This window comes from Enorma phocaeensis (genome assembly GCF_016901575.1).
Lineage (GTDB): Bacteria > Actinomycetota > Coriobacteriia > Coriobacteriales > Coriobacteriaceae > Limicola > Limicola phocaeensis_A.
Window position 1 is genome coordinate 1 of sequence record NZ_JACJKQ010000003.1, and the last position, 19,826, is coordinate 19,826.

Here is a 19,826-nt window from a genome sequence, read left to right on the forward strand (position 1 = left end):
GTGAGCGCGCCCACGAGCGACGCGGAGATCGCCAGGGCCACCCTCTTCGAATGGTTCTTGACGCAAGCTGTCATACGTCTTTCTCCTTCCATAAGGAACAGATAATCGCCAGTTATAGAGTTTAGTCCTTTTATCGCGGTTCTTCTAGCCATACGGCAAAAATGGCCACGACGGCAGACTAAGCTCCACCGGTGTAAGTTAGTCTAACACCGTTTTGCTCTTTGTCCACTTCTTTTTGATTTCATGGCCCAGTTTTATCGCCCCTCTTCACATATGTAGCTGCGATTTTGATACTGAGAGGTCCGCTGGTACGCCCTTCGGCATACCTCTTTGCGCGGTTGTACCTTGTGCATAATAGCCCATTTTTCTCCCTGCAAACACAACATGTTGATTTATTTTTCGCTTCCTGACCATCATCTTTGTGTTTTTGCACACCAACTGCCCCCGCGTCTAGCGCATTCCGACCTCTTCTTCCAACACATCGCGCGGATTGTGTTGTTCCATGATCTCGCGCAGCTTTGCCGATGAAACATATGTGTAACGTTCCGTCGTCTTCACCGAGCTGTGTCCCAGCAGCTTCTGTATGTATCGGATGTCCACGTCCTCCTCGAGCAGCGCCGTCGCAAACGAGTGGCGAAACATGTGCGGGGTGATATGCGTGGGCACGCCTGCTTCCTTGGTCCGCTTGAATATGATCCTGCGCACCGCCTGATCGGTTATCCGCCTTCTCGCCCTATTTAAAAAGAGTGCGTTTGTTTTTGGAACGCACCATGGGCTCAGCTCGTCCTGCCGGTCCTCCAGATAGCTCTCGAGCACCTCCCGCGTGGTCTTTGACCCCAGGATCATCACGCGCTCCTTCGAGCCTTTGCCGAAGATGCGCAGCTGCTGCGACGACATGTCCACGCTGTCCATATTGAGCGCGCAGAGCTCCGACACGCGAATGCCCGTTGCCACCAAGAGCTCTAGGATCGCCTGGTCCCGCAGGGCGAGGTCGGCCTCGTGCACGGTATGGCCCCCTTTGCGCTTCCTGCGCGCCAGCATGAGACGTCTCGAGTCCACGTCCAGGATGCGCTTGAGCTCTGCGGGCCGAATGATGCGCGGCAGCAGCAACGGCTGGCGAATGTTGACCTCGAGCTCCTCGAACGGGCTCATCTCTATATATTGCTCGCGCTTGAGCCAGCGGGTCCAAGCGCGAATCGACGCGAGCTTGCGCCTTACCGTGCTCGCGGCGTGGTTGGCATTCAGATGCGCCATGTATGCCCGCAGCCCTTCGCGGTCTATGGCCCCGCCCATGTCGGCAAGCCACTCGATGCATTGGCTAATGTCGCAGCTGTACGCCTTGATGGTCTTGTCGTCGAGCCTTCGCTCGTTACGGCATCGCGCTAGATAGGTGTCCAGGTAGGAGTCCTGCTCGACGCGCGAGAGCTCCGAAGAGGGCCTGGGTTTGCGCCGTGAGCCCTTCTGCCGCAGCCCCGACACCTCCGCGCCTGTCCGCCAATCGATACGCGGCTCTCGCTGTTGTGCCATGTTGCCTCCCATTCACGCAGGTGACCTGCGGCGCCATCGGGGCGCCGCGCCCGTCATGCAGAGCATGGGGCAACTATCGCGGCATTGGTCACGCTGCGGCGGCAGGAGGACAAAATTATCGCTCCTTGGTAGGAATATGCAGGATAGACGGCAAATCGCTATGGCATCGGGGCAGATATGGCCCCTGCCGAGAACGCGATGCGAACACGGCCCGGCGAGGACCTCGCCGCCCCGCTAGAAGTCAAACGCCTGGGCGATGTCGCAGGAGATCACAACGTCCGCGAGCGCGTCTTGCGGCGTGGGGTCCCGGTTCACGATGACGAGGGCGTCGCCGCCGAAATAGCGGATGAGCCCCGCCGCCGGATACACCACGAGCGACGTTCCGCCCACGACCAGCAGATCCGCCGATGCAATGGCGTCGACCGCACCCATCAGGACGTTCTCGCTCAGCGGCTCCTCATATAGCACCACGTCGGGCTTGATGCGCCCGCCGCACGCAGGGCACACCGGCACGCCGCCCGCGTCCTCGTGCTCTCGCGCCACGACCCACTTCGCGCCATAGACCGCCCCGCACGACTGGCATACGTTGCGATGCACCGAGCCGTGCAGCTCGTACACCCGCTTTGAGCCCGCCGCCTGGTGCAGGCCGTCGATGTTCTGCGTGACCACGGCATCCAGCCTGCCCCGAAGCTCGAGCTCGGCGAGCTTTCGATGCGCCTGGTTCGGCTTGGCATCGAGGGCGATCATCCGCTCGCGATAGAACGAGAAGAACTCCGACGGATGCTCGACATAGAACGTGTGAGAGAGCATGGTCTCGGGCGGATAGGCAAAATGCTGGTGGTACAGGCCGTCGACGCTTCGAAAGTCGGGGATGCCGCTCGCCGTGGAGACGCCGGCTCCCCCGAAGAAGACGGCATGGCTGTGCGAGGCAAACAGGCGCTCCAGCGCGTGCTGGGCCTCGGAGACATCTGATATGGCATGCGTTGCGCTCATGTGGCGGCTCCTTTACATCCCTGCGGCAAACGTACGCTTGGGCTGGCCCGCCGCATGGACGGAACATGGTGCGTCGGGTACCATCCCAACCAAGCACGATACACCCTCCCGACAAAGGAGTCCTCCATGTCCGACGCCACCTCCCCCGCCCGCACCTATGCGTTCGCCTCATGGAACGTCAACGGCCTGCGCGCGGTGCTCAAGAAAGACCCCGGCTTCATCGAGATCGCCGAGTCGCTCGACGCGGACATCCTCGCCCTGCAGGAAACCAAGCTGCAAGAAGGCCAGGTAGAGATCGACCTTCCGGGCTATCACCAGGTGTGGAGCTACGCCGAGCGCAAGGGATATTCCGGCACGGCGGTCTTTACGCGCGAAGAGCCGCTCTCGGTGCGCCGCGCCGACAGCCTCCTCCCCTACGCCTACGGCAACGAGCTCGTCGCCACGGCCGTCACCGAGGGACGCGTGTGCGCACTTGAATTCGACCGGTTCTGGTTTGTGGACGTATACACCCCCAACGCCCAGAACGAGCTCGCGCGCATCGATACGCGCATGGCCTGGGACGACGCCTACCGAGCCTTCCTCAAGGGACTTGAAGAGGAAACCGGCAAGCCCGTGGTCACCTGCGGCGACTTCAACGTGGCACATGAGGAAATCGACCTCAAGAACCCCCAGACCAACCGCGGCAACGCCGGCTTCTCCGACGAGGAGCGCGGCAAGTTCAGCGAGCTTCTGGACGCCGGCTTCACCGACACCTTCCGCTACCTGCACCCCGACGAGACCGGCGCCTACAGCTGGTGGAGCTATCGATTCAACGCCCGCAAGAACAACACGGGCTGGCGCATCGACTACTTCTTGGTGAGCGACTCGGTACGCGACCGCATCCGCTCCGCCACCATCCGCAGCGACATATTTGGCTCGGACCACTGCCCCGTGGAGCTCACCATCGAGCTGTAGCGGGCACCGGGCACCTGACATGCCGCCGAGGGAGGCCCGGCGGCATGTCAGAAATGCCTGCGTCCCAGGCGCAACAAGGTTGGCGACGCAAGGCTTCTTATGCAAAATGGACGCTTTGGAACAACTTCTTTAGCAATATGGCCGCTAAGGTGCCTTGTGAGGACCCTTAGCGGCCGTTCTGCATAAGAAGATGTTTCCGAGCGTCCATGTTGCTACACAAGTTTCGAGGAGCGGCGGTCGGCCCCTAGGCGGGTTTCGGGGTGCGGCGGTCGGCCCCTAGGCGGCAAGCAGCCTCTCCGCAGCCTCGAGAGCGTCGGCGGTACCGATGAGCCCCACGTAGTCGCCGGCCTTGAGCACCGTCGAGGCATCCAGGAAAAGCTCCATCCCCTCCCCGCGGCGCAGCGCGACGGCGTTGGCACCGGTGCGTGCCCTAAGGTCGAGCTGCGCCAAGGTGCAGCCCGCAAGCGGGCACATCTCGCCCACCGCGACCCAATGCAGGTCTACATCGGCAAGCGAGGCCAGCAGGCGCTCAAAGGCGTGCATGCGCTTGCCCTGGGCGCCGTCGCCGAGCGCCTCGTAGCCGCTTGCACGCAGGTCGTTCGCATAACCTTGTATCTGCTTGGGTCGATACCCCAGGTCGAGCAGCGTATGGCGCATGAGCTCGATGCCGCCCTCGAGCTCGGGACGAACGACCTCGTCTGCGCCGGCGGCCACGAGCGCAGCGACCCCGTCCTCGCCCTCGGCGCGCGTCACGATGCGAAGGCCCGGAGCCAGCTCGCGCGCGTCGCGGGCGATGAGCTCGGCGGTCGCGTCGCCGTGGCTCGCGATCACCATGACCCGCGCGCCCGCCAGGTGCGCATGCTCCAAGATCTCGGAGTTCGCGGCGTCGCCCACGAGCACGCTGAAGCCGTCCGCCTCGGCCTCCTCGGCGACCTGCAGCTCGCGCTCGACCACCAGGCACGGAATCTCGAGGTTCTTGAGCACCTCGGTCACGCAGCGGCCGGCATGTCCGTAGCCGACCACCACGACGTGGTCGTGAAGGTCTTCTGCCGGCGGGGCAACGTGGTGCACATGCCGCTCATACAGCGCCGAAAGGCGCGCGCGGGAGCTCATCCACCGCTCGATGGGCTCGATGCCCTTGAAGGCAAATGAGTTGAGCGCGATCGACACCACGGCTCCGCCCAGAATGATGCTGTACTGGTCAGGGGAGAGGATTCCGAGGGCCATGCCCGTCTGCCCGATGATGAACGAGAACTCTCCGATCTGCGAGAGGCCGGCGGCCACGGTGAGCGTCGTGTGCAGGCCGGCCGAGAGCAGCGTTCCGAGCACCATGTTGATGAGCCACTTGCCCACGATGATGAGCGCCACGAGGGCCACGAGCTCGGGCAGGTGCGCAGCCAGCGTCGCGGGGTTCACGCTCATGCCCACCGAGGCGAAGAAAATGATGGAGAACAGGTCTTTAAAGGGAATCGCCTCGGCGGCGACGCGGTGCGAGAGCTTGGAGCCGCTCACCACCACGCCGGCGAGGAAGGCGCCGAGCGCCACCGAAAGGTCGAAGAGCAGCGATGCCGCCATGGCGGTGCCGAGCGCAATGACCACCACGGCGAGCTGGAAGAGCTCGCTCGGGCAGAAGCGCGCGATACGGGAGAGCAGCCAGGGAAGCACGCGCGATCCCACGACCAGCATGATCGCCACGAAGGCCACCGTCTTGACGAGCGCCTCGGCTAGGCCCGCGGCAAGCGCCGGGCCCGAGACCTCGCCCGGACCAAACACCACCGGCAGCACCACCAGAATCACCACGGTGGCAAGGTCCTCCACGATGAGCCAGCCCGTGGCGACGCGCCCGCCATGGCTTTGGTAGAGCCCGGCGTCGGTGAGGTTCTTGATGAGGACCACGGTGGAGGCGATGCTCACCGAGAGCCCCAGCATGATTCCCGCCTCGGGCGACCAGCCAAATGCCATGGCCAGCGCGTAGCCGGCAAGCGTGCCGGCGACGATCTGCAGAATGGCGCCGGGGATCGCGATGCCCTTCACCTCGAAGAGGTCTTTGAGCGAGAAGTGAAGGCCCGTGCTGAACATCATGAACATGACGCCCACCTCGGAAAGCTGGTTCATGGCGTCCGAGTCCCCGATGAAGCCGGGGGTAAGCGGGCTCACCACGAGCCCTCCCAGCAGATAGCCCACGATGGGAGGCAGGCGCAACGCCCGCGCCACAAGGCCGCCGACAAACGCGGCGACGAGCGCGAACACAAATGTCATGAGCAGAATGGTCTCTCCGTGCATGGAACCTCCGAACAGGTTGGGGCGAGCGTGCTGGCTGTCGAGGATGCGCTGCGAGGCCTACCGTGGCGGCACGACGCAGCAGCCGATGCTCAGATAGACGTCAGCAAAACGAGCATGCACGGCACGCGAACACCGACAAGGCGCAAACGAGGCCTGACGTCGCCTCGGCAAAACGCGGGTCCTGTCCTCGAGGCAGAGCCCGCGCCGATCGTTATAAGACGCTTGAGGAGCAACTGAGGGTGCGCACAACATGCCATAGCGCGGTCCAACCACATCCCCCACCGGCTTCAATATGGTACTGGTATACCCCACATTTTCAGAAGCTATTCACGGTCTGTCAAAGCAGGGACAGGCCCTGGGACGGAGCCGCCTTCAACGCGAGCGGGCTAGCCGGATGAGCGATCCGGGCGGGTCCGTGCGGGCGGGGCGTTTTGCACCATGCGAACGACGTGTCTTGACCCGCGGCTCAAGGCGCCGGTCGCTTGGGGCGAGCCCGACGCCCGCGCCAGACGCGCCGGCCCTTAGGCGGGATGGCTCAAGCCAAAGTGGTTCGAACGACCCCGTCCCCAAACGTCCACCTAGCCCCTTAGGTCGAACTTCCGAACGACCCGCTCGATCCGACGGGTCCACGGGACGTACAGCGCCCCCAAAAACACGACGGTCGCTGCCCCGTGCATGAGGTCAAACGGCAGCGCCGCGGCCACGCGCGCGACGGCGCCGGGCCATGTCAGCGGCTGGACAAAGGCGACCACGTCGTAGAGGTTGATCACCGCGCCGTACACCAGACCCGAGGCAAACCCCCATCCGAGCAGCGGGACCATGGCGACGCGCCCGCCACGGCGGCGGAAAGCGCCGGCATCGGCCAGAACGCCGCCCATGTACCCCACAAGGCCCCAGGCGTACATCTGCCAAGGCGTCCACATGCCCTGGCCAAAGAAGAAGTTGCTCGTCAGGGCGGCGAGCGCGCCCACCATGAATCCGTTCCTACGCCCGAGGACCGCCCCCGCGATGATGGCGATCGCAGAAACCGGCTTGAAGTCGGGCACCGCCGCAAAGAGCACGCGCCCCGCCGCCGCAAGCGACGCCAGCACCAGGGTCGGCATGATCTGCCTCAGCGCCGGCCGGCTCGCCTCGTAGCCAGCAAAGAACAGCCCAACCACCAGGCCCACGACGACAAGCAGCAGCAACGCAGACTGGGCGAGGCCCGCCGCGGCGCAGGCGAGCATGGCGGCCGGAACCGCAAACAGCGCCGGAACCTCCAGATGGCGGAGCAGGCGCGCGCAGCGGCCCGGATTCTCAGGGGCGGTAGTAGACGTTTCCACGGAAGAACTCCTTGGCAGGCGCGGTCGAGGCGACCTCGCCGTCAAATATCATCGAAACGGTATCGGCGAGCTGCTCCACGACATCCAGGTCATGCGTCGCCATGACGACCGACGCCCCCTCCTTGCGCATGTCGTCGAGCAGGCGCGCGACAATCCGGCGAGAAGCGAGGTCGAGCCCTTTGGTCGGCTCGTCGAGCAGCAGCAACTCGGGCCGCACGAGCAGCACCTTGCCCAGCGCCAGCAGCTGCTGCTGGCCGCCGGAGAGGTCATAGGGATGCCTGTCGCCCAGACCCCCGAGGCCGATCCGCTCCAGCATGCCGTCGGCGTCGGAGCGTCCGTAGCCCGCGGCGCGCGACCATTCCATGAGCTCGTCGGAGACGGTCTCCGCGACAAAGAGGGCACGCGGGTCCTGCGGAAGCATCGCCCGCCGCTGCCGAGGCACGCGAAGGCCGCCCCGCTGAAGCTTGAGCACGCCCGCCATGATGGACAAGAGGGTCGACTTCCCGCAGCCGTTCCCGCCCACCAGCGCGTGGATGCCGCCGCGGCGCGCCTCGATATCCAGGTTGCGCAGCACCCAGCCGGAATCACGCTCGTAGCGAAACCACGCCCGCTCCAACTCGACGGCAGGCTCGCCGCGCATCCCGCCCGGCACGCCCCCATCGCGCACCCCAGGCCGCGGCCGCCCTTCGGCGTGCCCCGGACAGCGTCCGACGGCATCCAGGCCGGAATCGTCCCGCGCGCCTCCGTCCGCCTCGCCATCGCGCTCGGCGGAGGCGCGGGCGTCGACGAAAAGCGCCTCGCGGCGCCGCATGGCGTCGAGGTCTCCCACGTCGCGCAGGCGGCCGTCGACAAGTTCGAAGGCGCAGGTCGCGTAGTCGACCATCGCGCGGGGGGCATGCGTCGCCACCACGACGGTGCACCCCAGCTCGCGGTTCACGCGAAAGAGCGCGTGCAGGAAGTTCTTCTCGGCAATGGGGTCGAGCTGGGCCGTCGGCTCGTCGAGCAGCAGCAGCCGCGGCTGCATGACGAGGGTGGACGCCAGCGCAAGGAGCTGCTTGCGTCCGCCGGACAGCGTGTCGGTCTCGCGATGGAACCACTCGTCCATCCCAAAGAAATAGCTGGTCTCTGCCACCAGGCGCCGCATCTCGTCCTGCGGCGTGCCCAAGTTCTCGAGCCCAAAGGCCATCTCGTGCCAGACGGTCTCGCACACGATCTGGTTGTCAGGACTTTGAAAGACGTAGCCCACGGAGCGGGCGGCCTCCTCGTCCGAGAGGGCATCGGTCGAACGGCCGAACACGAGCACCTCGCCCGTCCTGTCGCCTGCGGGCGCGATCTCGCGCTTGGCGAGCGACAGCAGCGTCGACTTGCCCGACCCGGTCCCTCCCACGAGCAGCGCGAAGGCGCCCTCGGGCACGCGCCACGACACGTCGCGCAGCACGGGGCGGCTGAGGCCGGGATAGGTGAAGGAGAGGCCGCGCATCTCAAGCGCGCAGACATCGCTCATCTCAACCTCCTTGCCTCGCGCAGGTGCAACGTCGTCGGAACAAACATCCACAGAGCATACGGCAGGTAGCCCCACCACACAACGAGCCTGGTTGTTGTGGGATAGAACGAGAACTGCGCCGTCGCGGCAACGGCAAGCGCGGCAACGAACGACCCCGCCAGCGCGAGCACGACCAGGGCCGCGGCATCCGTCGCGGTGAAGCGATAGCGCGTGTAGGTGCTGCGCCGACCGGCAGCGCCCCACCCTCTCGCGCGCATCGCGTCTGCCGTCTGGAGCGAGTCCTCCATGCCCCACCCCATCAGCACCGTCGAAAGGCGCAGGCGCAGCCGCATGGCATCTGCGGCCGCACGCGCTCCAAATGTTCCCGGCTCCATCGCGCCCTGCACGGCAGAGACGAGCCTGCCCTGGCGGATGAACTTGGGGATGAGGCGCATGCACATGGACACCATGAGCGCCAGCGTGGGCGCCGCGTTGCCAAAGAGCGCCATGACCTTGTCGAACGGGAGCAGCGAGGCCGCGGCGCAAAACCACAGCATGCTCGCTACAAACAGCGCGCCCATCGCACAGCCATACCACACGCTCTCGAGATACACCGCGCGCAGCCCGATGCGCATGAGCTCGGTGGAACCAGACGCCGAAAACAGCGGGTTCGCGATCGCGATGAGGGCGATGAGCGGCAGCTGCCAGCGCAGCGACCGCAAGGTGTCGCGCGCGCCGCGCTCAAGGCAGCCAAAGACGAGCGCCGCGACCAAGGAGATGCCGATGAGCACCGGCTGCATCGAGAACATGGTGAGGCAAAGCGTGATGAGCAGATATGTCGCGGGCACGGCGGGATGGTGCATGTCGAAGGCGGTGTGCCGGATGCGCTCCGTCATGGGCGCCGACCCTTCCGGCCCCCTCGTGCAGAGGCTCGCCCCAGGCCCTGGGAAGCTTGTCCGCCGACGTCCTCGCCTCCGCCGGCCCCGCGCGAATCCTCGACGTACGAGGCGGAAGGCGAGCCGTCGCCCCCGTCATGCTCCTCGCGCCAGGCGACCACGCCCTCGTCGATCTTTGCACGGTTTCCTCGATTGCGGATCGCGTAGTACGCCACGAAGGCAGCGCCCAGAACAAGCACCCCTGCGCCCAGACCCGCCCCGTTGGGAAGGGTGATGAGCGTTCCCATGATGGTGTCGAGCCCGTTCGAACCGCCCACCACCGTGGGGCCCGCCTCGTCGGCATCGGGAGCAAGCGCAAGAAGCGCGTCGCCGACCTGGTAGAAGATGGTGCCGTCCCGATTCGCCACCGGCGTAGACGCCGCAAGGGCCGTCTGCTCCACTTCGGCGGCGCGAAGGCTGTCCACCCGGGCCGCAGAGACGCCCTCCTCAGGTGAGAAGGCCACACGCATGAGGGAGCCGTCGACGCCCGGATACATGATGGCGGCCTCGGAGCCTTCGTCTGGCAGCGAGCGCGCCGTCGCCAGCATGCCGCCGGCGATCTTCGGCGTGGCCACGCTTCCTGCGACCTGGGGCGCGCTGGGCGCCGCAAAGCACGCCTCGGCACCCTCGTCGTCCGTCGATGCGCGGATGGACGCGATGCCCTCGAGTGAGGCGGCGAGGTCGATCGCCGTGAGCTCTGTGTCGCCCGCAAGCAGCGTGTCGCCTGGCGATGCGTCGCACGCGACATAAGCGATACCGCCCACGACCACCGGACGGACGTCCCGCACGTGGACGCCCATGGAAAGCGGCTCGGAGCTGCCGATGGCGCCTCCCGACACGTCGAGCACGTACACGCTTGAGCTGGCGGCGCGCTCGTCCGCGTCCGCCGCGGCATCTCCCGTGCCGGCATTCGCGCCTGCCGCCCCCGTCGTCACCGCCACAAAGACGTCGTCGCCCGCACCGGCACCGTACACGCGGGCCAGGCGCCCCGCGACCGGCGCGTCGAGCGTCACCTGCGAACGCAGGCTCCCATCCCGGCCATCAACGAGCGCCAGGGCGGCTCCGCCATAGCTCACCAGCAAATCGTCGCCCGCAAGAAAGAGCGAGGGGCGGACGCCGAAGCGCTCGATGCCGTTCGACGTCGCCAGAAGGGACGTCTGGGACGCCGCACCAGCATCCTTCAGGGGCGTCGCGTCAGCGCCCTCGGGGACGTCCGAATCGCTGGCCCCAAGCGAAGACGACCCCGCCGCAGCGTCCTGGGCGGCCGCCGCGCCGTCGCCGGATGCGCTGCCGGATCCGTCCGCGCCAGCGCCGTCCGCCTGCACCGAGGCGCTCGTCCACAGCAGGCTCCCGTCGTAGTCCGCGAACGAGGCGAGGACCGCCTCCGCAGACCCGTCAGGATGCTCGGGCGTCACGTCGCCCTCGGCCGCGAACGCGATGAAGATCTGCCCGTCCGCGCCCACGATCTGAGACGTCGCATCCCAAGTGCCGCCAACCGCGGGCCCGGGCAGCGCGGACGACTCCCATGCAAGCTCGAGGTCCTCGTCGAAGGCGACTAGGCCGCCCTGCGCCGTAGGCACCACCAGCAGGCTTCCCACGAAAGCGGCCTGTCCGTCACGCGGGAAGGCGGCGCCCAGGTCCGCGCGGGCGAGCTCCTCGCCGGTGGACGCGTCGAGCTTGTACACCGCGTCGTGGCCCACCACGTAGGCATAGGTTGCCTGGCCCACCTGTCGCAAGACAAGCGGCGTCGAGCTCCGATCGCTCAAAAGCTCGTCGGATTGTCCAGAAGCGGCGACCTCGTCTCGGGCAGCGTCGTTCATCGCATCGATGCCGCGCCGGGCCCCGGTGACGTCGCAACTCCACAAAAGCGCCTCCAAAGGGGGCGAGCTCACGGGCACCGCGCCCGGAAGCATGCTGCCCGTCAGCGTGGAGGCATTGCCCGGCCAGGCGGTGTAGGCGCTCGTGAACCCGTCGTCGGGGCCGTCTGCCGTAGCCGCTCCCGCAGTCCCGTCAGCATAGGCATGGGCCAGCGGGACTCCGGCCGCCGTCCACGCAAGAGCGACAAGGCACGCAATGCCGCCCAGGCGGCGAAGCACCCTCTTGCCAGCATGCGCAGCGCCCGCGCCGGCATCGCCCGCTCCCCCCATGCCAGGGATCTTTCGCCTCGTCATGCGCCTCACCACCTCACCGCCGCGCCTCCGCGGCCCTATCCCACCTCATAAACCCGGGGCCCGCGCCACCAAGGCCGTCCGCGCGGCACGCCCCGAACGTGCCCGTCGGAGCGCCCAAAGCCGAAGCGACATGCTCGAGCGGCGCGGCCGGCGGCCGCGCCTGCCCCGCCCGCGGGCGCGGGGGCGCCCCTTGCGTGAGACCAGTGTACCCGCACCGCTCGTCCCATCCACATGCGAATTCCTTGGGCGTTCCCGTGAAAAGCCGTGCACCTCCGCCATCCCCGCGCGCGCTGCGGTATCATCGGGGGCGAAACCGGGGAGGGCTACGGTTTATGCGGCTGCCTGCGCGCCTACGTGGGCAAAGCCGCACGCGGCAACGGGACGGCACGCGCAGGCGGCACGCCCCTGCATATGCGGCGCCATCGGCGCTGCGAACAACCGCCGCGCCTGCCGATGCGCCCACGGCAAACGCTTCGACACGACTGGGGGATATATGGAGTCAACCGCCATCATTCTCGCCGCTGGCGAGGGAACCCGTATGAAGTCCAACCATGCCAAGGTCGCCCATGAGATTCTTGGCAAGCCCATGATTTCGTGGGTGATCGACGCCGCGCTCAAGGCGGGCGTCTCCCGCGTTGTAGCCGTCATCGGCAGCCACGCCGACGAGGTTCGCACCCTGCTGGACGCGACCTACGGCAATCTCGCCGACGCCCATATCGAGTGCGTCGAGCAGACCGAGCGCCTGGGCACCGGGCATGCCGTGCGCGTCGCGTTGGAGGCCACCGGCGTCGATGCCGGCCCCGTCGTGGTGCTTAACGGCGACCTGCCGCTCGTGCAGCCCGAAACCATCGCCCAATTCGTCCAGACCGTCGCCGCCGGAGACTGCGCGGCATCGATTCTCACCTGCACGCCGCCCGACCCCTTTGGCTATGGGCGCCTGCTGCTCGACGACAACGGCGAGGTCGTGCGCAACATCGAGCAGAAGGACTGCACGCCCGAGCAGGCAGCCCGGCTCACCGAATGCAATATGGGCTGCTACGCCTTTGACGGCGCGAAGCTCGCGGCGCATATCGGCGAGGTCGGCTGCGACAACGCGCAGGGCGAGTACTATCTGCCCGACATGATCGAGATCCTGAAAGCCGCCGGCGACGTCGTTCGCATCTGCCACCTGGACGACTATCGCGAGGCGCTGGGCGTGAACAGCCGCGCCCAGCTTGCCGAGCTCACCGCCATCGCGCGCGACCGCGAGAACGAGCGCCACATGGCTGAGGGCGTCACCATCATCGACCCGGCCACCACATGGATCGCTCCCGGCGTCACCATCGGCCGCGACACCGTGGTATGGCCGCTCACCTTCCTGCTGGGCGACACCCACGTCGGCGAAGGCTGCACCGTGGGCCCCAACACCCGCCTCACCGACTGCACCGTGGGCGGCGGCTCCTCCGTCGAGGAGACCGTGGGCATCAGCGCCACAATCGAGCGCAACGTCTCCGTGGGTCCGCGCGCCTACCTGCGCCCCGGCGCGCACCTGCTCGACGGCGCCCACGTGGGCACGCACGTCGAAATCAAGAACTCCACCATCGGCGAAGGCTCCAAGGTGCCCCACCTCTCCTATATTGGCGACACGCAGATGGGCTCCGGCGTCAACATCGGCGCCGGGTCCATCACCTGCAACTACGACGGCGTGCGCAAGAACCGCACCACCATCGGCGACGGCGCCTTCATTGGTTCTGACACCATGATGGTGGCTCCGGTGAACATCGGCTCACACGTGGTGACCGGTGCGTCGAGCTGCATCACCAAGGATGTCCCTGACGGAGCGCTTGCGATCGAGCGTTCCGAGCAGCGCATCATAGCCGGATACGGCGAGCAGAAGTTCGCGCGCAAGTGAGCGAGCCCGCACGAGACGGCACGTAAGACGGCTTCGGAAGTCATGGCAATTCAAGCAGAAGGGGAAGCAATGCCGACAATCGAATCCCGCAAGACCATGCAGATGTGCAAGAGCCTGCGCGTCTACTCGGGGTCTGCAAACAGGCCACTCGCAGAGAAAATCGCGCAGATTCTGGGAGTGGAGCTCTCGGGTCTTGCGCTGGAGAAGTTCGCGAACGGCGAGATCTACGCGCGCTTCGACGAGTCCGTGCGCGGTGCGGACGTGTTCCTGGTGCAGTCCATCTCGGGCGACGTGAACGATGCCCTGATGGAGCTCCTCATTGCCACCGACGCCGCCAAGCGCGCCTCGGCACGCACCATCACCGCCTGCATCACCCACTACGGCTATGCGCGCCAGGACCGCAAGGCCGCTCCGCGCGAGCCCATCACCGCGCGCCTCGTAGCCAACCTCATCGAGCGCGCCGGCGTGGACCGCGTCATCACGCTCGATTTGCACCAGGGCCAGATTCAGGGCTTCTTCGACATCCCGGTCAACCACCTTTCGGCACTTCCGCTGTTTGGCGAGTACTACAACCACATGGGCTTTGACACCGACAACCTCGTGGTGGTTTCCCCCGACGTGGGACGTGCCAAGGCTGCCAAGAAGCTCTCCGACATGCTGGGCTGCAACCTCGCCATCGCCCACAAGGGACGCCCGCGCCACAACGCCGCCGAGGTCATGGGCATCATCGGTGATATCGAGGGCAAGACCTGCATCATCAACGACGACATGATCGACACCGCCGGAACGCTGTGCGCCGGCGTCAAGGAGCTCAAGAACATGGGCGCTGGCGACATCTATGTGTGCGCCACGCACGGCATCTTCTCGGGTCCCGCCATCGAGCGCCTGAACAACGCGCCGATCGTCGAGTGCGTCGTGACCGACTCCATCCCCGTCGTCGAGGGCGGCAAGATCAAGACCATCTCGGTCGCGGGCGAGTTTGCCGACGCCATCAGCGCGGTGTACGAGGAGCATTCGGTCTCCAAGCTCGTGGGCGGCGACTTCGCGCTGTAGGCCAGCCGCTCTACGTCTCTCCGTAGCCGCGTCCGGCTTCGCGAGACCGCATGGTGCAAGAGTTGCAGTCGCTGCATACATTGCCTTTGGAACGCCGTCCGGCACTGCCTTGCCGGACGGCGTTTCTCATGTGTCCTTGCCTTATGGGCGCCCAGTGGCCCGCCCACTGGCGATAGGAGCGCCGCAGTCGTCTTCAGCAGCTCCCCGCCACTCCAGGACCGCTGGAAGCCAGTCCCCGCTGACGCCGCGTCGGCAGATGACAGCAGGATGCCACCCCATGGATGCCGGGCGCGACCCCACTTTCAGCTGTAGGACAAACTTTTTCTCGATCTTTTTTGATTTCTGGCCGTTTTTGCCAGATACGAACGATTGGCCATGGCGTCGCTGCAAGCGGTTTCCGTCTGGCCCGCCCATGTGGTCAATTATCTTGGGATAATTGACCGGAGGGCACCCATTTCGGGCGAGACAAGGCGCTCCGGCGGGTTGCTGCAGAGTTGCAATCGTTCGTATCTGGCAAAAACGGCCACTATTTTCAAAATCAAAGAAAAAACTGCCGTGCTGCCCCCTCAAGCGACGCTCACCCCCTACACCGGCGTCAGCCCTGCCGCACGGCGCAAGCCGTTAAGCAGCCATAGCTGGCGCGGCCTGGTGTTCTCGATGCGATAACGGAAGCGCTTCCCCGCTTCTTGGTAGATGGATTGCGCTATGGCCTCGAGTGCGACGATGTCTTGCATCTGCTGTCTGTTGATCACCAACACGCGAACTCCCATGCCCCTTAGGCCATTGTTGCGGTTGCCGTCGTGAATCCGGGCGTTTACCTGCTCGTGGCCTATACCGTTGTATTCGAGGTCGGTCTTTGCCGCCTCTATGTAGGCATCGCAGACAGCCCATGGCATGCCCGATGACATGTTGACCGCCTGGCCGCTGAACTCGATGCGGTGATTGAGCCTCATGCCGCCGCGAGGCAGCTGGTCGCAGCCAAAGCCGCCGTAGCGCATGGGCAGCCCCAGCATGGCCGCCATGATGGTCTCTCCCGGCGACGCCGAGCCGGGCATGGCGAGACCCACCGCCGTGCGCATCGAGCGGTCGTTGCTGCTTGCGCTCAATCTGAGGACCCGCCTGAGCTCAAGCAAAGTCGTCGCGGGGGTGCAACGATAGTGCGCCTGCTCGACCGGCTCGTCGCCGTCCTGGCGGGCGTTGTCCGGCGCCAGAAAGCCCGGTCGCGCGCGCCACACGTCCCCGCGCGCCAGGCCAAACGTTGGCTCGGCTGGCAGCGTATAGGAGCCCAACAGCTCCATGACCAGCGAGAACACCTCGGGTAAGCCTCTGCCACGCGCGTACTGCATAGCGGCGAGCGCCGGCGAGGCGCAATAGATCCCCGGTTCGACCCTAAGCAGCATTCCGCGCTCCAAGTCGCGGCGCTGCACGTGGCAGCAGAGTTCCTCGCGGGATCGGCGGTCTTCGTCGCGTCCCACGAGCACGTGGAGGGACTCGCCTCCGTTTGCCCCTTCGTCTACGACAAACCCGTAGCGCCGGAGCACATCCCAGTCGATACGGTCCCTGTTAGGCGCACCATCCTCGAGCGCGTGGCGAATCTCGACGCGCCCGACCGGCTCCCAGGGCACCACGTCATATCGCTGGCGCGCCCATCTGATCGCCCGCAGAGCCGAGACGTTGCATATGATCAAAGCGCTCACCGAAGCCGTCGCCTCCCTATACGTACCTCCTCCGAATATACGTGGTTGATGCGCTGCCTGGCGCAATTACGCGCGCGAGCGGGCCAGACGGTCGATACAGCGGCCCAAGCGTAACCCCCCCCTGGGGCCTTTCGGCCGCATGTGACCCCGGCCACCTCACTGCGGATTGTCACGCCCACCCCTCGATGCACGGCCCCGACGGCCGCCCCGCACCTCGACACGTCTTCACAGGTCGTTCAAACGCCGACGGCAGCTGGACCGCAGCATTTGACTTCGCCTACGGTCCCCATCAGTATGGGAGGGTCGAAACGTAAAGGAGGAGCCGCATGGCAGCAGCGCAGCCGGGAAAGATCCGCATGGTGGCGGGCTTGGGCAACCCAGGGCCCGAATATGCCGAGACAAGGCACAACGCCGGCTTCAAGACGATAGACGAGATCGCTCGAAGAGCAGGGGCGTCCTATTGGAAAAACCAGCTTGGCGCCGAGGTCGCCGTCGTCAACGTCAACGACCCCGAGGAGCAGGCCTGCCGCCGGGAGGTCGTGCTCGTCAAGCCGCAGAGCTTTATGAACACGAGCGGCGGCCCCATCTCGAAGCTTTGCCGCGAATACGGCATCAAGCCCGAAGAGGTCCTCGTCGTCCACGACGAGCTCGACATCCCCGAGGGCGACGTGCGCGTCAAGGTGGGCGGCGGCCATGCCGGCCACAACGGCCTGCGCTCGATTATCGACAAGCTGGGCAGTCGCGACTTCAGCCGCATCCGCGTGGGCATCGGCGACCCGCCGGGACGCATGCCGGTGGCAGACTTTGTGCTCAAGCAGCTGCGCGGCAAGGACGTCGAGGCGTTTGCCGACACCGCCATGCGCGCCGCCGACGCCTGCGAGCTTGCGCTCACCCGCGGCGTGATCTTTGCCCGCGACCATGTGAACGGCGGCGCGGCGCAAAACGGCAAGCACTAGCGACATTCATCCCGTACATCCAAGTATGCGCAGATGACCCCCGTCAGGCCCCGCCTGGCGGGGGTATACTTGAGCTGTATGTGCACCTTGTTGGCTGCACACGGCGGCAGCCTTCGCCAGGTACGCCACCCAACAAGGCGCGCGCCACAAGCCATGCATCAGCAGGGTACGAAGTCGAGCCGTGGGCGCAGGCCTCTGCCACAGAGGCGGCTCCTCATGGCAGAGAGGGGTTTTATGTACAAGATCCTCAAGAAGACGCAGTTCTCGGAGAAGGTCTTCGAGTTCCGTGTCGACGCACCCAGGATGGCCAAGCATGCGCATGCCGGCCAGTTCCTCATGGTGCGCATCAACGAGACGGGCGAACGCGTCCCGTTCACCTTCGCCAACTGGAACCCGGATGAGGGATGGATCGAGTTCATCTTCATGGTAGTCGGCAAGACCACCGAGTGCCTGTCCAAGCTTGAAGAGGGCGACTACATCCAGGACATCACCGGCCCGCTGGGCTGCCCCACCGAGATCGAGGGCGACCGCGTTGCCGTCGTGGGCGGCGGCGTGGGCCTCGCCATCGCCTATCCTGTCGCACGCATGCTCTGCGAGCAAGGCAAGCAGGTGAGCGTCATCATGGGCGCCCGCAACAAGGACCTGCTCATCCTGTTCGAGCAGTTCGCCGCGCTTCCGCTTGAGAACCTCTTCATCACCACCGACGACGGCTCCATGGGCGAGAAGGGCGTCGTGACCCTGCCGCTCGCGCGCCTGTGCGAGACCGACTCCATCGACCAGGCATTCGTGGTCGGTCCGGTCCCCATGATGAAGTTCTCGACCCTCACCTGCCGCCAGCACAAGATTCCTATCATGGCGAGCCTCAACCCCATCATGGTCGACGGCACCGGCATGTGCGGATGCTGCCGCGTCGAGGTGGGCGGCGAGACCAAGTTCGCCTGCGTCGACGGCCCCGACTTCGACGCCAACCTGGTCGACTGGGACGACCTTGCGCACCGTCAGGCCAGCTACAAGGCCGAGGAGGCCGCTTCCATCAAGCACTATGAGGAGGACTGCGCATGCCAGAAGTAAAGTATCGTCCCAACATCGGGGCGCCCCGCACCCCTGCGAACGAGGAGCCGGCCGCCGAGCGCGCCCGCGACTTCCGCCCCGTTGACACCGGATACACCAAGGCCGACGCCATCGCCGAGGCCAACCGCTGCCTGGACTGCAAGAAGCCCCTGTGCATGGAAGGCTGCCCGGTAGGCGTCCATATCCCCCAGTTCATCGAGAAGATCCGCGAAGAGGACTGGGCGGGCGCCCTTGAGACCATCAAGAACGACAACCTGCTGCCGTCTGTCTGCGGCCGCGTCTGCCCGCAGGAGAACCAGTGCGAGGGCAAGTGCGTGCTCGGCCGCAAGGGCGAGCCCGTCGCGATCGGCCAGCTCGAGCGCATGCTGGGCGACATGGCCGACGAGGTCGGCAAGGCGCCTGAGTGCAAGCCCAAAAACGGCAAGAAGGTCGCCATCGTGGGCTCCGGCCCCTCCGGCATCGCCTGCGCCGGCGAGCTCGCGCGCGAAGGCTTCGACGTCACCGTGTTCGAGGCGTTCTTCACGGGCGGCGGCGTGCTCACCTACGGCATCCCCGAGTTCCGCCTGCCGAAGGCGATCGTCAAGCGCGAGATCGACGGCCTGGAGCAGCTCGGCGTGAAGTTCGAGTACAACTCGGTCGCCGGCCGCCTGTTCACCGCCGAGGAGCTCTTCGAGGACGAGGGCTTCGACGCCCTGTACCTCGCCGTGGGCGCGGGCCTTCCGCGTTTCCTGCACGTTCCCGGCGAGAACCTGCCGGGCGTCTACTGCGCCAACGAGTACCTCACCCGCACGAACCTCATGCGCGCCTACGAGTTCCCCGAGTACGACACGCCCGTCCGCCACGGCAAGAACGTCGTGGTCTTCGGCGGCGGCAACGTCGCCATGGACGCCGCGCGCACCGCGCTGCGCCTGGGTGCCGAGAAGGTCACGCTGGCCTACCGCCGCACCGAGGCCGAGATGCCGGCCCGCCGCGCCGAGATTCACCACGCCAAGGAGGAGGGCGTGGAGATCCTCGAGCTCTCCAACCCGCTGCGCTTCCTGCCCGGCCCCGACGGCTTCGTGTCCACCATCGAGCTGCAGCGCATGGAGCTCGGCGAGCCCGATGCCTCCGGACGCCGCCGTCCCGTCGCCATCCCGAACTCCGAGTTCGCCATCCCCTGCGACGTTGCCGTGACCGCCATCGGCACGCGCGCCAACCCCTTTGCCAAGCTCTGCGCAGACGTCGAGCTTGACCGCTGGGGCCTCATCCAGACCGATGAGGACGGCCGCACCTCCAACCCCAAGGTGTGGGCCGGCGGCGACATCGTGACGGGCGCCGCGACCGTCATTCTTGCCATGGGCGCCGGCAAGACCGCAGCCGCAAGCATCAAGAAGACGCTTCTCGGCGAGGAGTAGCCCGTCGGCTGGTCGTTTTTCCAGCACACAAAAGCCGCCGCAGGCAAACGCTTGCGGCGGCTTTTTCATACCGATGGATGTGTCTCCGGGACAACC

Annotated in this window: 14 protein-coding genes; 6 read left to right on the plus strand and 8 right to left on the minus strand. The window is 66.0% G+C overall.

The genetic code is table 11. The features are described 5' to 3' along the window. Positions 1 to 450: 450 nt before the first annotated feature. Together H6A15_RS03205 and H6A15_RS03210 are read right to left on the minus strand one after the other, a co-directional pair. Positions 451 to 1,527: a tyrosine-type recombinase/integrase gene (locus H6A15_RS03205; protein ID WP_204672270.1), complete on the minus strand. Its 1,077-nt coding sequence runs from the start codon at positions 1,525 to 1,527 to the stop codon at positions 451 to 453. Between the two features lie 234 nt (positions 1,528 to 1,761). Next, on the minus strand, positions 1,762 to 2,520 hold the full coding sequence (locus H6A15_RS03210) for an NAD-dependent protein deacylase (protein WP_204672271.1): 759 nt from the start codon (positions 2,518 to 2,520) through the stop codon (positions 1,762 to 1,764). A 126-nt stretch (positions 2,521 to 2,646) separates the two neighbouring features. Between H6A15_RS03210 and H6A15_RS03215 the strand changes: the two genes are divergently transcribed. Continuing rightward, a complete protein-coding gene (locus tag H6A15_RS03215; RefSeq protein WP_204672272.1) occupies positions 2,647 to 3,474 on the plus strand; it encodes an exodeoxyribonuclease III in 828 nt (275 codons plus the stop codon). A 276-nt stretch (positions 3,475 to 3,750) separates the two neighbouring features. Here the strand turns inward: H6A15_RS03215 and H6A15_RS03220 are convergent, their stop codons facing one another. From H6A15_RS03220 to H6A15_RS03240, 5 genes are all read right to left on the minus strand, one after another. Next, complete coding sequence (locus H6A15_RS03220) at positions 3,751 to 5,757, minus strand: cation:proton antiporter (protein WP_204672273.1); 2,007 nt, start codon at positions 5,755 to 5,757, stop codon at positions 3,751 to 3,753. Between the two features lie 578 nt (positions 5,758 to 6,335). Next, complete coding sequence (locus H6A15_RS03225; protein ID WP_204672274.1) at positions 6,336 to 7,079, minus strand: DUF6580 family putative transport protein; 744 nt, start codon at positions 7,077 to 7,079, stop codon at positions 6,336 to 6,338. Beyond that, positions 7,054 to 8,583 (minus strand): ABC transporter ATP-binding protein, encoded by a 1,530-nt coding sequence (locus H6A15_RS03230; RefSeq protein WP_204672275.1) that lies wholly within the window; start codon positions 8,581 to 8,583, stop codon positions 7,054 to 7,056. The genes H6A15_RS03225 and H6A15_RS03230 overlap by 26 nt, the downstream gene beginning before the upstream one ends. Beyond that, positions 8,580 to 9,458 (minus strand): energy-coupling factor transporter transmembrane component T, encoded by an 879-nt coding sequence (locus tag H6A15_RS03235; RefSeq protein ID WP_204672276.1) that lies wholly within the window; start codon positions 9,456 to 9,458, stop codon positions 8,580 to 8,582. The genes H6A15_RS03230 and H6A15_RS03235 overlap by 4 nt, the downstream gene beginning before the upstream one ends. Continuing rightward, positions 9,455 to 11,668, minus strand: coding sequence for a hypothetical protein (locus H6A15_RS03240; protein ID WP_204672277.1), 2,214 nt, complete (start codon positions 11,666 to 11,668; stop codon positions 9,455 to 9,457). Before H6A15_RS03240 ends, H6A15_RS03235 begins: the two co-directional genes overlap by 4 nt. A 493-nt stretch (positions 11,669 to 12,161) precedes the next feature. Between H6A15_RS03240 and glmU the strand changes: the two genes are divergently transcribed. Then, positions 12,162 to 13,559 (plus strand): bifunctional UDP-N-acetylglucosamine diphosphorylase/glucosamine-1-phosphate N-acetyltransferase GlmU, encoded by a 1,398-nt coding sequence (gene glmU, locus H6A15_RS03245; protein WP_204672278.1) that lies wholly within the window; start codon positions 12,162 to 12,164, stop codon positions 13,557 to 13,559. 69 nt (positions 13,560 to 13,628) lie between these two features. After that, the gene (locus H6A15_RS03250; protein WP_204672279.1) at positions 13,629 to 14,612 is read left to right on the plus strand and encodes a ribose-phosphate diphosphokinase; all 984 of its coding nucleotides are present in this window, start codon (positions 13,629 to 13,631) and stop codon (positions 14,610 to 14,612) included. 584 nt (positions 14,613 to 15,196) lie between these two features. Here H6A15_RS03250 and H6A15_RS03255 read toward each other — a convergent pair. Then, positions 15,197 to 16,309, minus strand: a complete 1,113-nt coding sequence (locus H6A15_RS03255) for a hypothetical protein (RefSeq protein ID WP_204672280.1) — start codon at positions 16,307 to 16,309, stop codon at positions 15,197 to 15,199. 326 nt (positions 16,310 to 16,635) lie between these two features. Here H6A15_RS03255 and pth point away from each other — a divergent pair, with 326 nt between their 5' ends. The 3 genes from pth to gltA all read left to right on the plus strand — a co-directional run bounded on the left by pth (position 16,636) and on the right by gltA (position 19,730). Further along, positions 16,636 to 17,265 carry an aminoacyl-tRNA hydrolase gene (gene pth / locus H6A15_RS03260; RefSeq protein ID WP_204672281.1) on the plus strand — a complete coding sequence of 210 codons (630 nt, stop codon included), beginning with the start codon at positions 16,636 to 16,638 and terminating at the stop codon, positions 17,263 to 17,265. 234 nt (positions 17,266 to 17,499) lie between these two features. Next, positions 17,500 to 18,336 carry a sulfide/dihydroorotate dehydrogenase-like FAD/NAD-binding protein gene (locus H6A15_RS03265; protein WP_204672430.1) on the plus strand — a complete coding sequence of 279 codons (837 nt, stop codon included), beginning with the start codon at positions 17,500 to 17,502 and terminating at the stop codon, positions 18,334 to 18,336. After that, positions 18,324 to 19,730: an NADPH-dependent glutamate synthase gene (gltA, locus tag H6A15_RS03270; RefSeq protein WP_204672282.1), complete on the plus strand. Its 1,407-nt coding sequence runs from the start codon at positions 18,324 to 18,326 to the stop codon at positions 19,728 to 19,730. The genes H6A15_RS03265 and gltA overlap by 13 nt, the downstream gene beginning before the upstream one ends. The last annotated feature ends 96 nt before the right edge of the window (positions 19,731 to 19,826 follow it).

What these genes read in the sequence shown, in the direction of transcription:
- H6A15_RS03250 (WP_204672279.1), top strand. Translation starts at nt 13,629, where the DNA reads ATGCCGACAATCGAATCCCGCAAGACCATGCAGATGTGCAAGAGCCTG.
- H6A15_RS03220 (WP_204672273.1), bottom strand. Translation starts at nt 5,757, where the DNA reads ATGCACGGAGAGACCATTCTGCTCATGACATTTGTGTTCGCGCTCGTC.
- H6A15_RS03265 (WP_204672430.1), top strand. Translation starts at nt 17,500, where the DNA reads ATGTACAAGATCCTCAAGAAGACGCAGTTCTCGGAGAAGGTCTTCGAG.
- H6A15_RS03235 (WP_204672276.1), bottom strand. Translation starts at nt 9,458, where the DNA reads ATGACGGAGCGCATCCGGCACACCGCCTTCGACATGCACCATCCCGCC.
- H6A15_RS03210 (WP_204672271.1), bottom strand. Translation starts at nt 2,520, where the DNA reads ATGAGCGCAACGCATGCCATATCAGATGTCTCCGAGGCCCAGCACGCG.
- glmU (WP_204672278.1), top strand. Translation starts at nt 12,162, where the DNA reads ATGGAGTCAACCGCCATCATTCTCGCCGCTGGCGAGGGAACCCGTATG.
- H6A15_RS03205 (WP_204672270.1), bottom strand. Translation starts at nt 1,527, where the DNA reads ATGGCACAACAGCGAGAGCCGCGTATCGATTGGCGGACAGGCGCGGAG.
- pth (WP_204672281.1), top strand. Translation starts at nt 16,636, where the DNA reads ATGGCAGCAGCGCAGCCGGGAAAGATCCGCATGGTGGCGGGCTTGGGC.
- H6A15_RS03230 (WP_204672275.1), bottom strand. Translation starts at nt 8,583, where the DNA reads ATGAGCGATGTCTGCGCGCTTGAGATGCGCGGCCTCTCCTTCACCTAT.
- H6A15_RS03240 (WP_204672277.1), bottom strand. Translation starts at nt 11,668, where the DNA reads ATGACGAGGCGAAAGATCCCTGGCATGGGGGGAGCGGGCGATGCCGGC.
- gltA (WP_204672282.1), top strand. Translation starts at nt 18,324, where the DNA reads ATGCCAGAAGTAAAGTATCGTCCCAACATCGGGGCGCCCCGCACCCCT.
- H6A15_RS03215 (WP_204672272.1), top strand. Translation starts at nt 2,647, where the DNA reads ATGTCCGACGCCACCTCCCCCGCCCGCACCTATGCGTTCGCCTCATGG.